This is a genomic window from Desulfitobacterium nosdiversum (genome assembly GCF_049860565.1).
Taxonomy (GTDB): domain Bacteria; phylum Bacillota; class Desulfitobacteriia; order Desulfitobacteriales; family Desulfitobacteriaceae; genus Desulfitobacterium_A; species Desulfitobacterium_A nosdiversum.
In genome coordinates this window covers 2,543,476-2,556,974 of sequence record NZ_CP172056.1, presented here as the reverse complement: position 1 = coordinate 2,556,974, position 13,499 = coordinate 2,543,476, and the positions used below count along the sequence as shown (strand labels likewise).

Here is a 13,499-nt window from a genome sequence, read left to right as displayed (position 1 = left end):
CATATGATTACCCTTAACAATATTGTTAAAATTTATAAAACAGGAGATATCGAGTTAAAAGCCCTTGCAGGTGTGAACTTATCCATCGCCAAAGGTGAATTCGTTTCCATTATGGGCCCTTCGGGGTCTGGAAAATCGACAATGATGAATATACTCGGGTGTTTAGATACTGCGACTTTCGGTGAGTATTTTTTAGATGGCGTTAATATCAATGACACTTCGGAAGATGAGTTGGCCGATATACGCAATCGCAAAATTGGGTTTATCTTTCAAAGCTTTAATCTTCTTCCGCGAACAACCGCTTTGGAAAACGTTGAGCTTCCAATGCTGTATAAAGGGATCAATCTGCGCAAACGGCGGGAAAAGGCATTAAAGGCACTTGAAGCCGTAGGGCTTTCGGAGCGTATTGATCATAAACCGAATGAGCTATCCGGAGGACAGCAGCAGCGTGTTGCGATTGCACGCTCACTTGTCAATAATCCAGTCATATTGATGGCCGATGAACCGACGGGAAATTTGGACAGTAAATCCACTCTTGAAATAATGGCTATTTTTCAACAATTAAATGCCATCGGAATTACCATTATACTTGTTACTCACGAGCCCGATGTCGCCAAGTACAGTCAACGCATTATCCACTTTAAAGACGGTGTGATCGACGAGGATGAAATTGTTCAGCATCGCAGTCTAGCTGAAAGCGAGCTATTAGACCTCAATCTGTTTAAAAACGAGGAGGCGGTGAGCTGATGAATGTTCTGGAAAATATCCGTTTAGCCCTCCGCAGTCTTAAATCAAACAAATTGCGTTCAGCACTGACGATGCTGGGCATCATCATTGGCGTCGGTGCGGTAATCACGATGGTGGCTATCGGGCAAGGAGCCAAGGCATCAGTCACGAACCAAATCCAAGGGTTAGGCTCAAACCTTCTTATCATAACCCCGGGGCAATCCAATGTCGGCGGCGTAAAAGGCGGCGCCGGAAGCCTTACCAATATGACCACCGACGATGTCAACGCAATTAAAAGCGAGGCTGATGCAGTCCAAAATGTTGCTCCCACAACCAATAAACAGGTTCAGGTGGTTTTAGGCGGTCAAAACACGAGCACCCAGCTGGTGGGGACAACTCCCGCCTATTCTGAGGTTAGAAACCAACCTGTTTCTGTCGGTCGCTATTTTACGGATCAAGATCTTCAAAACAATGCCGAAGTCGCCGTCATCGGGACCTCGGTCGTGCAGAATCTTACCGGCAATGCCAATTCCGACCTTGTCGGTCAAACGATTAATATTGACCAAGTTCCCTTCGAAGTTATCGGTATCTTGGAAAGCAAAGGGTCCAGCGGCATGAATAACAATGATGATCAAATCCTGGTTCCTCTTACAAGTGCGCAAACACGTCTTATCGGTTCTCCCGCCATCCGTTCCATCTTCGTCGAGGCTAAAAGCTCAGACCTAATGGACACTGCGTCCTCTGAGATTGAACAAATCTTGAGAAATCAGCATAAGCTTTCCTATAATGCTCAAGATGACTTTACCGTGACAAGCCAAGCGGATATTTTGTCAACCGCCGCAAGCATTACGCAGACCTTAACCCTTTTGCTCAGTGGTGTAGCCGCAATTTCGCTGCTTGTCGGCGGAATCGGAATTATGAACATTATGTTGGTTTCAGTCACAGAACGGACACGGGAGATTGGGATCCGTAAGGCTATTGGAGCACGGCGTAAAACGATTATGTTTCAGTTTTTAGCTGAAGCCGTTGTTTTGAGCATCCTTGGCGGAATAATTGGAATTTTATTAGGAGCCGGAGGTTCTTCCGCCTTAAACCATTTCGCAGGCATGAGTACTCAGATTTCCTTATCTTCGGTCTTACTTGCGTTTGCCTTCTCGGCAGGAATTGGAATTGCTTTCGGTGTATTTCCTGCGCAAAAAGCCGCAAAACTTCGTCCCATTGATGCCCTTCGCTACGAGTAAGAATCAGTAAGTAATTTATTAAACGAAACGGGTATAATAACTGCAGGTTAAGGCCTGCAGTTTTTTATACTGTCAGAAAGTATAAACTTTGGTTTTATACTTTCTTCCAGCATAAGTGCAACCAGCGGCTTTGCCTTCGCTAAGGCTAACAAGTGCGAAGACAGTGTCTTCGGGCGAAGCCGGGTTTTCTTTATATCTACCCATATTTTTAAGCATTGTGACGATAAGTCGAGTTGAAGGGGCATTTTTAATGAAGCTTTTGGTAGTCGAAGATGATCATTCCCTCTTAGAGGTTATTTGTACAGTTTTAAAAGAAGAGGCTTATCAGGTCGACTCCGCTGATAATGGCACAGAGGGCCTGCTCCTTGCTCAAAGCAAGGTCTATGATGCTTTAATTTTAGATATTATGCTGCCGGAAATGGATGGCCTGAAATTGGTCAAGACGCTCCGCGGCCAATCGATTTCAACTCCGGTTTTATTTTTAACGGCGAAAGACAGTGTCGAGGATCGCGTTAGAGGACTTGATGTCGGCGCGGATGATTATCTTGTCAAGCCCTTCGCCATCACCGAATTGCTCGCCCGAGTCCGAGCGCTCCTTCGCAGAGGGCACGGGAGAAACGTAGAAAATATTGCTTATCTTGGGCTTTCCATTAATCCGTCGATCTATGATGGATTTGTCGATACCCATCCGCTTAACCTTTCACAAAAAGAGTATGAATTGCTTGAATTTCTTATCCGCAACAGTGAACAGATTTTATTCAGAGATCAGATTTTCAATCGTGTTTGGGGCTTTACTTCTGAATCAGGGATCAATGTTGTTGACGTCTACGTCCATTATCTTCGCAAAAAACTCGAACCTTACGGATATGCAGATGTTATCAAAACCGTCCGCGGCGTGGGCTATATGCTTAAAGGAGAATGACATGTTCCAGGAAATTCGCATCAGGCTGGCGGCCATAAATACGCTTATCCTTTTCATTCTTCTGGCTCTTTTAGGAAGCGTACTGTATACCTTTACCTACCACCAGCTTTATCGAAACATTGACCAGATGTTAATCGGGATCGCCAATCGTACACAGACAGAGCATTATATAAAATTACTGACAGAGAAAGGAGCAGGACGTGCTGTTGAACACAGGGTCATCTCCTTATTATGGGATAAAGACGGCAATTTACATGCTCAGATTCCGCAAGATGCCTTTTCCGCTGCTGATTTAGTGAATTTCAAAACCAATCCTTCCAATCAGCAGCCATATACTCTCCTGATCGCAGGGCATAACTATCGTACATTGTCCCGATCCATTCCTTTAGAGGAGGATTTGGCCAACCTCCAGCCGGATTTAAAGAACGTTCAAATGATTCAATATATAACCAATATCGATTTAGAGGCTAAACTGGTTCGTAATCTCATGATTCTTTTACTCGTTATGGGAATCGCCGGAGGGGGTATCTCTCTGCTTGCGGGATTCTTCTTAGCCAATCGCGCCCTGATTCCTATTAATGTTTCATGGAATAAGCAACAACAGTTCGTTGCCGATGCTTCGCATGAATTAAGAACCCCGCTTGCAATTCTCCAGAGCCAGCTTGAGCTTCTCCTGCGCCATCCGGAACAAACCATTGAAGAGGAAAGCATACGGATTCATACCGTCTTAACAGAAATAAAACGCCTTGGCAGATTAGTGGCCGATCTTTTATTTTTCGCTCGCTCAGAATCAAATCAACTGGAATTGGAACAAAGCCGGTTTTCTTTATATGACTTGATCAATACGACTACCGAACAATTCCGGCCTCTTGCAGAAATAAAAGGCGTTCGGCTGAACGTCTTCTGCGAATCAGATCTCACATTCTATGGGGATCAGGAACGAATTCATCAACTTCTTCTTATCATTTTAGATAATGCCTTGAAATTTACCTCTGAGAACGGTCTTATTGAACTCCGTTGTCAAAAGAGTAAAAAGGCCATCAAGCTTGAGCTTGAAGATACGGGAATCGGAATATCCGAACACGATTTGTCTCACATCTTCGACCGTTTTTTCCGAAGTGATAAAGCGCGATCACGTGTTCAAGGCGGTACGGGGCTGGGACTTGCCATTGCCAAACAGATCGTTGAAGCCCACCATGGACAAATATGGGCAGAAAGCATATTAAACCAAGGAACAACTATTCATTGTGTATTTTAAGGAAAAAAACAAGCAGCTTCATAGTTTCACATAAAACTTCTGTTAAAGCTTATTCTTTTAAGATTCCCCTTTTAATCGAGTCTTCAATTATAGCCTTAGCATAGGCATAAATCTCAGGTGCATTCTCCTTCGCAACATCATTTCGTTTAAAAACTTTTTCACTTGTTGCTTCAGGTCTTTTCCAGGTAAAACCTCCGGTATTGAAATTCAGCAGCAAAGGTTGAAAACGATCAAGGCTTGCCGCAAACTTTGCCTCAGGTGTCTTCATCTCTTCAAATTCACGCCACAGCTCCATCATTTCTTTCGCTTGGTCTGCAGGGAGAAAATTAAATAACCGATCAGCCGCTTTTTGCTCTCGTTCGTCTTTATCTTCATATCCTTTTTCGTCGTAGCAGTATGTATCACCCGCATCAATTTCTACAAGGTCATGAATCAGAACCATTTTTATAACCCGTAATACATCAAGATCCTTTTCCGCAGCATATTCAGATAAAAGCATAGCCATCACCGCTAGATGCCAGGAATGTTCAGCATCATTTTCATTACGCTTAGATCCGATGACGATATTTTGCCGAGTAATCTCCTTTAACTGATCGATGGCAACAATAAAATCAATCTGCTTTTGCATTCTCTCTGATATCAATATAAACATCTCCAATCAGATCTATTTTAGACCCATGCATTGATCTTTGATATGTAGAAAAGCTCTAGTCATCCAAGGTTCAAAGCTGTTTGGATCAATTGACTTAAGCTCTTGGCAAATGCTTCGTCATCATCACCTGTCCGCTTTTTCGGTCCTTTTGTTCTTCCTCCGCTGCGTCGGAACTTCGCCTTCAATTCGCGTTCCTCCAGTAGAAAATCGATCGTTTCCGGGTGATATGCTTGTCCTTTCGGTCCCATGGCATAGGCCCCTTTTCCTAAAACCATAGCCGCGAGTCCAAAATCCTGGGTAATGATGATATCCCCTGCTTTCGTAACATTCAGGATTTTTAAATCTGCTTCTTGTGAATTGTCACCTACAGTAATATGATGTTCTGAAAGAATATTGTGATCAAAGCTGGCAACCGTCCAGACTTCAATTTTATGCTGCAGTCCAAGTTTAAAACAAATTTGAAGGGCAGATTTAGGGCAGGCATCTGCATCGACGATGATCTTCATAGTATTTTCCTTTCCCAGCCACTCTTTACTCCAATGAACGAACCTTTTAAGCGTGGACAGACTCTTTTTTTATACTAACAGATATTTTTTCAGTTAACAAAAAGTTGACTATACCCGTAACGACTAATATCACAGATAAGATAAGAAACAAGGTCAGGCCGCCCCAGCGAACGAATATTGCCGCACCGAAAATAGGACCTAAACTTTTGGATATCCCCATATTCATGTTAAAAATTGAAAAATAGCGTGCACGCATTCCCGGAGGAGCAACTTGTGAAAGCAATTTATTTTGATTAGGGAAAGTTAATCCTTCTCCAATTGTGAAAATGATCTCAGCAACAACCAATAGAGAAACAGCCTTACTCCATGGGCCTAAGCCATAACCCACTGCAACCAGCGCGAAAAGAATATTTCCCACGAATAAAACATAAGGTGTATGAAGTCTTTCTGTCTTTTTAGCAATCCAAAGTGCAGAGAGGACAACAATAGAACCATTGAGCGACATAAGCGAGGTAAAAATAGATAGATAGTTATCAAAATTATCTCTTAAGTATAGAGGGAAATTTGATTCTACTTGAGCATACAAAATGTTAATCGGTAAAGAGAGCAGTGTAAATCCTAATAAAAATGGATGATCTCTTAATTTAAACGAAGTGACTTGAAAATCCTGTTTCTCTTTCCCCTTGTTTTCCCTGCTATTTTGGAATTTATTTCTCTGAATCAGTGATTCGAGCGTCTCTGGAACCAGCCAATACACAAGCGCTGCATATATAAGCAGACTTACAGATGAAGCTAAAAATGCCAGGCTCTGATTCACTTTAACGAGGAGTAACCCTAACATGGGTCCAACAGCAGCACCTAAATTAAGTGCTGTATGCATTAATGCAAATACTTCTGAATATTGATGGTCCGGAACAATATCAGCAATTTGAGCGTTTGCAGCTGGATAATAGAGCGAAGAGGCCATTCCATTAACAATTGAAACCAATGCAAATTGTAATGGAGTCACGGCAAATATGTAGCCTGCCATAGAGAGCGCTTGAAAAAATAAACTAAAGATCATTAAAGGCCTGCGCCCATATTTATCTGCTAAACTACCGCCAAAGAAATTTGTGATCACTCCCATCAACGGAGCTAAACCTAAAATAATACTAATAACATAAATGCTCCCCGTTTTATCATAGAGATACACTGCTAAAAATGGACGGATCGCTGAACTTGTCACTGTTGTAAGAATTGTACCTACTACTCTAACCCAAAGTGCACGATCATAACGTTTCCATAATATCGATAACCACATCTTCTCGCCACCCTAACTCAAGAACTATCAAATTTAAAACACGATAATGTATATTGTATACTATTAGCCTTAATATGGATAGAATTTATGATCAATTTGTCCTATTAAAACAAAAGACCCGGATGTGAAAACAACCGGATCTTACAATTATTACTTATCAAATATTACTTATCAAACATACCGCCTTGTTTATACCGTTTAATTCCTTTGCGTTTTTCTCCAATTTTTTTTACATGATTTTGCGGCATCCCTTGTTCAGAACTTTTTTTATGCTTTTCCGCAATGATCTTTTTCATTTGTTCAATCATATTATTCTCCACTGTCAATGCTCCATTTCTATCTCTTAATTTATGACTTAAATTTGCCTTTATTCCTATGCTTTGCTTTGAGAAATCTTTTCCGCGAGCTCATTGAGGTATGTCCAACGGTCCATAAGCTCTTCGAGCGTTTTTTCCAAAGCTTGTTGCTGACTCACAAGTTCATTTAGTTTGCCATAATCACTGCCTGCTTCATTCATCTCTTGATTAACTTTAGCAAGCTCTGCTTCCTTCTGGGCGATAATATCATCAATCTGTTCATATTCCCGCTGCTCTTTGTACGTCATTTTAAGGCGTTCTTTTTGAGGCTTAAACGTTTGCGAATGGGAATTCTCCGCTGCGGCCTGATCCTTTTGCTCATTCTGATGCTTCTTAATCTGTCCTTGAGCCATATTTGGCTCTATACATTGCTCTTGCATCACATGTTCCCGATAATCAGAGTAATTTCCAATATAGGTACGAATTTTCCCCTGTCCTTCAAACGAAAATATCTTTTCCGCGACACGATCTAAAAAGTAACGGTCATGGGAAACGCTGATCACAGCACCTGGAAAATCCTCAAGATACTCCTCCAAAACACGCAGCGTTTGGATGTCTAAATCATTGGTTGGTTCATCAAGCAACAGGACATTAGGTGCTCCCATTAGCACATGAAGCAAATAAAGCCTCCGTTTTTCTCCGCCCGAAAGCTTAGCAATTGGAGTCCATTGGAGTGCCGGCGAAAAAAGAAAACGTTCCAGCATTTGTGAAGCTGTGATTACTCCACCATCAGCAGTCGGAAGTACTTCCGCAATATCTTTAATATAATCAATCACACGCTGATTAGGGTTCATTGCCGTATTTTCCTGAGCAAAGCAGCCGACCTTAACGGTTGGTCCCCACTCGATTTCCCCCTGATCCGGTTCAATCCGCCCGTCAAATATATTCAACAGCGTAGATTTGCCCATTCCGTTCGGACCGATGATTCCTATCCGGTCATTTCGGGCAACACTATAACTAAAATCTTCAATGACAATTCCTCGCTGGGGAAATTCGTGATGCAAATGACGGCATTCAATCACTTTTTTCCCTAATCGGCTTGCCCCGGCTGCAATATCAACCCTTCCAGCCGATTCGGCTGGCTTATCTGCGACCAACGCCTCAAAGCGTTCGATTCGTGCTCTTTGTTTAGTTGACCTTGCTTGAGCCCCGCGCCTTATCCAGGCCAGCTCATTGCGAATTCGATTTTGCCGCTTACGTTCAGAGGCTTCCTCTTGTTCCTCACGTTCTGCTTTCAACTCTAAATAACGTGTATAATTCCCCGGATAAGGATAGAGTTTCCCTCGATCGAGTTCTAATATTTGATTGGCAACACGATCCAAAAAATAGCGATCGTGCGTAATCATGATTAGAGCCCCTTTCCGATTATTTAAGTATTGTTCCAACCAGTCTACCGTTGCATTGTCAATATGATTCGTCGGTTCATCAAGAATCAGCAGATCTGAAGGATTGATTAAGGCGCTGGCTAAAGCTACGCGTTTTCGCTGCCCTCCGGATAGGAGACCCATTGATGTATCAAACTCGTTAATTCCGAGCTTTGTCAGGATTGTCTTAGCGTCGCTTTCTAACTGCCAAGCGTTCTGTGCATCCATTTTTTGTCCAAGATCAAGAAGCTTTTGCTGGAAAACAGTATTCTGAGGATCTCTATTTAACTTTTGGAGTGCACGCTCATAATCCTTTAATAATTGCATAAGGGTTGAATTTCCTCTAAATATCTGCTCAAGAACACTGGCCTGATCCTCGAACTCCGGATCTTGGGGTAAATACTCAACAGATACGTTGTTCCCAGTAATTACTTGACCTTTTTCTGGGCTTTCTAGACCGGCCAAGATTTTAAGCAGAGTGGATTTACCCGTCCCATTGACTCCGATGATCCCCATTTTTTCTTTATCCTGAATACCGAATGAGATATTATCAAACAGAACCTTCGTTCCATAACTTTTTGTCAAATTCTCTGCCGCTAAAAGATTCATAAGGTATCTCCTTATTGAAGTAATATTATTGAAGTAATATCTTAATTTAAGCTTTATTTGTACACTCTGAAATTTTATTATATCATATCATCAGTAATTATGATTGAATATTGAAGTATTGCTTATGCGCAATTGCCTCTTCATCTCTTGTTTAGTTAATATTCCCTTTGGTAAAACAAGGTCAAAAATGATAAAATTATAAAGACGAATGAGATAGAAGCTTTTATTCTACGTAAGAACGAGGTTAAACTCATGAAAAAAATTGCCATCTTAATTATGCTCTATTTCCTGGCATATACCTTTTCACCTCAACTACAAACAGAAACAAAGTCTCTTGTTCAGAGCAAGCCTGTTCAGGAAGCGGTAACTCAGGTTTCCAATTATGCTGCTGATCATGGCTGGAGCGAAATTGTGCAAAAAATGCTGGGTACAACCCTGCAGGTTGTTTCCGGAGTAAGCAGTGATAATCCTGCTTTAGAAAAATCAATGCGCCTTCTTGAAAATCATCTGCAAATCCGTCTTCACACACTTCCCCCGGTAAACCCCTCCCTAAAAAAAGAACAAGCATCGCAAACAATTACTCTTTATGCCGGGGATACGGGTATAAGTGATGAAACATTAAAGTCTGCAAGTTCTCTAATTACCTCAGACTCTCTCCCTATAATTCAAAACAATACAAATCTAAACCCCAAAAAGGAAACAGAAGTTGTTCTCTATTCTTCACCTGATCTTTATGGTAATGCGCTTCTGAAAGCAGGAATCTCTTCTGATGAAATCTCTGCTATTGTTAGTCAAACGGGTGGAATAACCGTGGATTCCGCTATTTGGATTCCGATGTATAACCTTCAAGGAAAAGACGATCTTGCTAACGTTCTAACTCATGAGCTTACGCATGTCACATTTAACCAGGCCGGAATTGGCACGAAACTTCCGCTTTGGCTTAATGAGGGGGTCTGTTGGCATAATGGGCTTGCGGCTCAAGAAAAGGTTAACTCCACTCGGACTAATCGTATTATTAAAGCTATGACCGCAAATCTTAAGAAAACAGCACAAAATGGAGAACTATTGCCACTCGACCAAATTGACCAATCCCTCTTGAGTGCATCCTATAATGTTGAATTTCAAGGGTATTTAGCAACTGAACAATTGATTGATAAGCATGGGTTAGATCGCTTTAAAGCGTTCTTAAACCAGACGCAGCGTCAAGATGTTCAGCGAAGCTTTCAGCAGAATTTCGGACAATCACTCGGCGAATTTGAAAAGGAATTTACAATTTAAAATCAGAAATAATGGGCTGTCGCAAAACCTATGGTCTTGTAGTTTCGCGCATATCCGTTTACTCAGGCGCTCCTGGACTGGTTCACTTCGCCTTCGTAGCAGCTCCGCCAAACCTCTGGGCGATACCTGATGTGAACCCCTGGCTGCGCTACGCTACGAAAGCTTTGTTCACCTGCACGTCCCTCCGCGAATCGTTCACTTCTATGCGCGAAACTACGCTTTCGGGTCTTTTGCAATAGTCCATAATTATTGCGCGTACGAAACAGGGGCTGTTTTGCAACAGCCCCTGTTTAAACCTATTTATGGATCACTGGGTTGTTCCACGGATACCGGAACTTTATCTTCATTTTCATGAACTAAATTTAAAAGAGTTGTCATTTCAGCAGCCGGCAGAGGACGTGAGATGAGATATCCCTGAATCCCCGTACAGGCTTGTTCCTTTAGGAATTCATATTGCGCTTCCGTTTCTACTCCTTCGGCAATTGCTAAGAAATTCAGATCGCGGGCAAGTCCGATAATCGTCGAGACGATGGTCCCATTTTCAGCATTATGGAGACTATCTCGAATAAAGCTTTGATCAACCTTTAAAGTATCTATCGGGAAAAGTTTAAGATAACTTAAAGAGGAATAACCTATGCCAAAATCGTCAATCGCAATATGCACACCCATTTTTTTAAATTCACTTAATACTCTGATCGTAAGCTCTAAATCATGAATAGCAACGCTTTCCGTGATTTCTAATTCAAGCCATTTACCCTCCATTTGTTCTTCTTCCAGGATTGTTTTAACCCTCTCAACCAGGTTCTCCTGAAGTAATTGACGGCCTGAAAGATTAACCGCGATACGAAGATGAGATAAACCTTTCCTTTGCCATGCTACATTTTGGGCAATCGCTGTTCGAAGAACCCATTCACCAATGGGTAAGATAAGACCGGTCTCCTCTGCAATCGGAATAAACTTCAGGGGAGGGATTATTCCCGCTTCCGGATGTTTCCAGCGCAATAAGGCTTCCATACCCAGCAGTTTGCCGCTTACAACATCAACCTGGGGCTGATAATAGAGAACAAATTCTCCTCTTTCAAGTGCTCTTCTTAGGCGCTGTTCAAGTGTAAGACGATTTTGCGCAATTAGACTCATATCAGCTTGATAAAGCCAATACCTGTTCTTCCCGCTTTCCTTTGCTTTATACATTGCCAAATCGGCGTGGCGCAAAATGGTTTGTGCATCAATGGATTTATCTGATGCTGTCGCTATGCCGATACTCGGGGTTATGAGGAGCTCCTTATCATCAAGTTTAAAGGACTGTTCAAATACTTTAAGAATTCGCCGAGCCACATCTTTGGCCTTATCGACACTCACCTCCGGGAGAAGAAGGGTAAATTCATCTCCCCCCATACGGGCAACCGTATCCTCATCTCGAATACATTTCTTTAATCGCCGAGCCACCTCTTGAAGCAAATGATCCCCCGCAGCATGACCTAATGTATCATTAACATCTTTAAAGCGATCCAAATCGAGGAAAAGGACAGCAAGTGTACTTTCATGTCTTGCGGCATGTGCTAAAGCAAGGGTAAGCCGATCAAGAAACAGGTAGCGATTGGGCAAGTCTGTTAAAGCATCATGATAAGCAAGATGCTTAATTCTTTCTTCATTTTGTTTGCGTGACGTTAGATCACTAAGAATCGCTGCAAATTGTACTGTTTTACCGTTGTTATCTTTTATGGCGCTTAGCGTCAGCCACTCTGGGTATATTTCTCCCGTTTTGCGGCGGTTCCAGATTTCTCCTTGCCACTCTCCCTTTTCAAGTAAAGCCCGCCACATTTCCTGGTAAAATTTCTTGTCATGCTTTCCCGAACTCAATACTTTAGGGTTTTTCCCCATAACTTCTTCAGTGGTATACCCTGTAATATCTTGAAACGCTTGATTCGTATAGACAATATTTCCCTTAGGGTCAGTGACTAAAACACCCTCTAAAGTATTTTCAAAAACTTTCGAAGCTAAGCGCATTTGTTCTTCATCTAGACGTTTCTGTGTAACATCTTGCTTAACCGCAATAAAGTATAGTGTTTGCTCCGGCTCAAAATACACCGGAGTAATTGTCATTTCTTCATTATATAAAGTCCCGTCTTTTTTGCGATTGACCATATCACCATGCCAAACTTTTCTGGCAAGTATGGTATCCCAAAGGTCTTTATAAAATTCCGGAGGATGTACATTAGACTTTAAAAAGCGCGGATTTTGGCCTAAGGCCTCAAGCAAACTGTATCCTGTGATTCTTGTAAAGGCAGTATTCGCCCAAACGATAATTCCATCAATGTCGGTAATGACGATTGAATTAGCAGCTGCTTCCAGTGCGGCAATTTGTATTCTGCTGAATTTTCCTTCTTTAAATATTAAAGGAGACTTTATTCGATGTCTCTTTACCATTGAAGTCACCTCACTTATCAGCCCCGATAATTCTATTTCGATCCATTTCCATTCAAATCGATTAGGAAATTAGAATTATTACTTATAATAATTATTATACAGAAATTCTACTCACATAGCATTATTTTTTTTATTTATAAGCCTATTTTCTAAGCGAATTAAGCAAATTAACAAACAAAAAATATCCTCGCCCAATTTACCTACGAGGATATCCTTTAAGCCTCTGCTCTAATTCTGTATATTAACCTGGTTAATAAGCGCTTTCTTTGTTAATGAATAGAACATTTCATAAAGCTCTTGTTTTTTTTGCTCGGGAAAAGAGGACATTCCAATCTCTGTTAAAATTTGTTGTAAAAGAGCATGTTGATCAAGCTCTTCTCGCGCAACAAGCGTGGTTTTACCTAGAAGTCCAAAGATATAGTTCTCATCAAGTCCAAATTGCTCCGATAAATTCCGAATAAAGTAATCATCCGGTATTTTTTCCCCACGTTCGACTTCGCGTAAATAGGAAGGGTTAACACCCACTCTTACACTCATTTGCTGTATCGACAATTTTCTGCGAACGCGATAATCATTTATATATCGGCCAATTTCTATAAGCGTCTCTCGATAGTCCTGATTTTCTTTAACTAAAGACATTTTTAGATCCTCCTTAATATCCATCCCTTGGATCAAAACCTTGGGTATTAAATACTAATACGCATTATCACCAATTTGTGCATTTGTTCCTACCGTATTGGGCAATATTTAATAATAATCGACAATTTTAAAATATAATGCAAATATCATGCCATGCCGATTTTCCTGATTTTTAATTATTATTAAGTGTTAACTTCTCTAAGTAATAGTTAACCCTATGT

Annotated in this window: 12 protein-coding genes; 5 read left to right on the top strand and 7 right to left on the bottom strand. The window is 41.4% G+C overall.

The window, feature by feature from the left end; genetic code table 11:
- Window positions 1-3: 3 nt before the first annotated feature.
- The 4 genes from ACHOLT_RS12460 to ACHOLT_RS12445 all read left to right on the top strand — a co-directional run bounded on the left by ACHOLT_RS12460 (window position 4) and on the right by ACHOLT_RS12445 (window position 4,147).
- Window positions 4-747, top strand: a complete 744-nt coding sequence (locus ACHOLT_RS12460; RefSeq protein ID WP_425801097.1) for an ABC transporter ATP-binding protein — start codon at window positions 4-6, stop codon at window positions 745-747.
- Window positions 747-1,967 carry an ABC transporter permease gene (locus tag ACHOLT_RS12455; protein WP_425801095.1) on the top strand — a complete coding sequence of 407 codons (1,221 nt, stop codon included), beginning with the start codon at window positions 747-749 and terminating at the stop codon, window positions 1,965-1,967. The genes ACHOLT_RS12460 and ACHOLT_RS12455 overlap by 1 nt, the downstream gene beginning before the upstream one ends.
- Window positions 1,968-2,217: 250 nt before the next feature.
- The gene (locus ACHOLT_RS12450) at window positions 2,218-2,889 is read left to right on the top strand and encodes a response regulator transcription factor (protein WP_425801093.1); all 672 of its coding nucleotides are present in this window, start codon (window positions 2,218-2,220) and stop codon (window positions 2,887-2,889) included.
- Between the two features lies 1 nt (window position 2,890).
- The gene (locus ACHOLT_RS12445) at window positions 2,891-4,147 is read left to right on the top strand and encodes a sensor histidine kinase (protein WP_425801091.1); all 1,257 of its coding nucleotides are present in this window, start codon (window positions 2,891-2,893) and stop codon (window positions 4,145-4,147) included.
- A 49-nt stretch (window positions 4,148-4,196) separates the two neighbouring features.
- On the opposite strand, the gene ACHOLT_RS12440 is transcribed toward ACHOLT_RS12445, so the two are convergent.
- The 5 genes from ACHOLT_RS12440 to ACHOLT_RS12420 form a co-directional block, all read right to left on the bottom strand.
- A complete protein-coding gene (locus ACHOLT_RS12440; protein WP_425801089.1) occupies window positions 4,197-4,799 on the bottom strand; it encodes an HD domain-containing protein in 603 nt (200 codons plus the stop codon).
- 59 nt (window positions 4,800-4,858) lie between these two features.
- Window positions 4,859-5,305 (bottom strand): YaiI/YqxD family protein, encoded by a 447-nt coding sequence (locus ACHOLT_RS12435; RefSeq protein ID WP_425801087.1) that lies wholly within the window; start codon window positions 5,303-5,305, stop codon window positions 4,859-4,861.
- Between the two features lie 46 nt (window positions 5,306-5,351).
- Window positions 5,352-6,605: an MDR family MFS transporter gene (locus ACHOLT_RS12430; RefSeq protein WP_425801085.1), complete on the bottom strand. Its 1,254-nt coding sequence runs from the start codon at window positions 6,603-6,605 to the stop codon at window positions 5,352-5,354.
- A gap of 164 nt (window positions 6,606-6,769) precedes the next feature.
- The gene (locus ACHOLT_RS12425) at window positions 6,770-6,913 is read right to left on the bottom strand and encodes a hypothetical protein (protein WP_425801083.1); all 144 of its coding nucleotides are present in this window, start codon (window positions 6,911-6,913) and stop codon (window positions 6,770-6,772) included.
- Window positions 6,914-6,978: 65 nt separating this feature from the next.
- Entirely contained in the window at window positions 6,979-8,934 is a 1,956-nt protein-coding gene (locus ACHOLT_RS12420; protein ID WP_425801081.1) for an ABC-F family ATP-binding cassette domain-containing protein, read from the bottom strand.
- Window positions 8,935-9,186: 252 nt separating this feature from the next.
- On the opposite strand from ACHOLT_RS12420, the gene ACHOLT_RS12415 reads away from it, so the two are divergent.
- Window positions 9,187-10,212, top strand: a complete 1,026-nt coding sequence (locus tag ACHOLT_RS12415; RefSeq protein WP_425801079.1) for a hypothetical protein — start codon at window positions 9,187-9,189, stop codon at window positions 10,210-10,212.
- Between the two features lie 300 nt (window positions 10,213-10,512).
- Here the strand turns inward: ACHOLT_RS12415 and ACHOLT_RS12410 are convergent, their stop codons facing one another.
- Together ACHOLT_RS12410 and ACHOLT_RS12405 are read right to left on the bottom strand one after the other, a co-directional pair.
- Window positions 10,513-12,639 (bottom strand): EAL domain-containing protein, encoded by a 2,127-nt coding sequence (locus ACHOLT_RS12410; protein WP_425801077.1) that lies wholly within the window; start codon window positions 12,637-12,639, stop codon window positions 10,513-10,515.
- Between the two features lie 228 nt (window positions 12,640-12,867).
- A complete protein-coding gene (locus ACHOLT_RS12405) occupies window positions 12,868-13,278 on the bottom strand; it encodes a helix-turn-helix domain-containing protein (RefSeq protein WP_425801075.1) in 411 nt (136 codons plus the stop codon).
- Window positions 13,279-13,499: the final 221 nt, after the last annotated feature.

Excerpts from the sequence above, each read along its gene's own strand:
- ACHOLT_RS12425 (WP_425801083.1), bottom strand. The coding sequence starts at position 6,913 with ATGATTGAACAAATGAAAAAGATCATTGCGGAAAAGCATAAAAAAAGT.
- ACHOLT_RS12455 (WP_425801095.1), top strand. The coding sequence starts at position 747 with ATGAATGTTCTGGAAAATATCCGTTTAGCCCTCCGCAGTCTTAAATCA.
- ACHOLT_RS12410 (WP_425801077.1), bottom strand. The coding sequence starts at position 12,639 with ATGGTAAAGAGACATCGAATAAAGTCTCCTTTAATATTTAAAGAAGGA.
- ACHOLT_RS12450 (WP_425801093.1), top strand. The coding sequence starts at position 2,218 with ATGAAGCTTTTGGTAGTCGAAGATGATCATTCCCTCTTAGAGGTTATT.
- ACHOLT_RS12420 (WP_425801081.1), bottom strand. The coding sequence starts at position 8,934 with ATGAATCTTTTAGCGGCAGAGAATTTGACAAAAAGTTATGGAACGAAG.
- ACHOLT_RS12445 (WP_425801091.1), top strand. The coding sequence starts at position 2,891 with ATGTTCCAGGAAATTCGCATCAGGCTGGCGGCCATAAATACGCTTATC.
- ACHOLT_RS12435 (WP_425801087.1), bottom strand. The coding sequence starts at position 5,305 with ATGAAGATCATCGTCGATGCAGATGCCTGCCCTAAATCTGCCCTTCAA.
- ACHOLT_RS12430 (WP_425801085.1), bottom strand. The coding sequence starts at position 6,605 with ATGTGGTTATCGATATTATGGAAACGTTATGATCGTGCACTTTGGGTT.
- ACHOLT_RS12460 (WP_425801097.1), top strand. The coding sequence starts at position 4 with ATGATTACCCTTAACAATATTGTTAAAATTTATAAAACAGGAGATATC.
- ACHOLT_RS12405 (WP_425801075.1), bottom strand. The coding sequence starts at position 13,278 with ATGTCTTTAGTTAAAGAAAATCAGGACTATCGAGAGACGCTTATAGAA.
- ACHOLT_RS12440 (WP_425801089.1), bottom strand. The coding sequence starts at position 4,799 with ATGTTTATATTGATATCAGAGAGAATGCAAAAGCAGATTGATTTTATT.
- ACHOLT_RS12415 (WP_425801079.1), top strand. The coding sequence starts at position 9,187 with ATGAAAAAAATTGCCATCTTAATTATGCTCTATTTCCTGGCATATACC.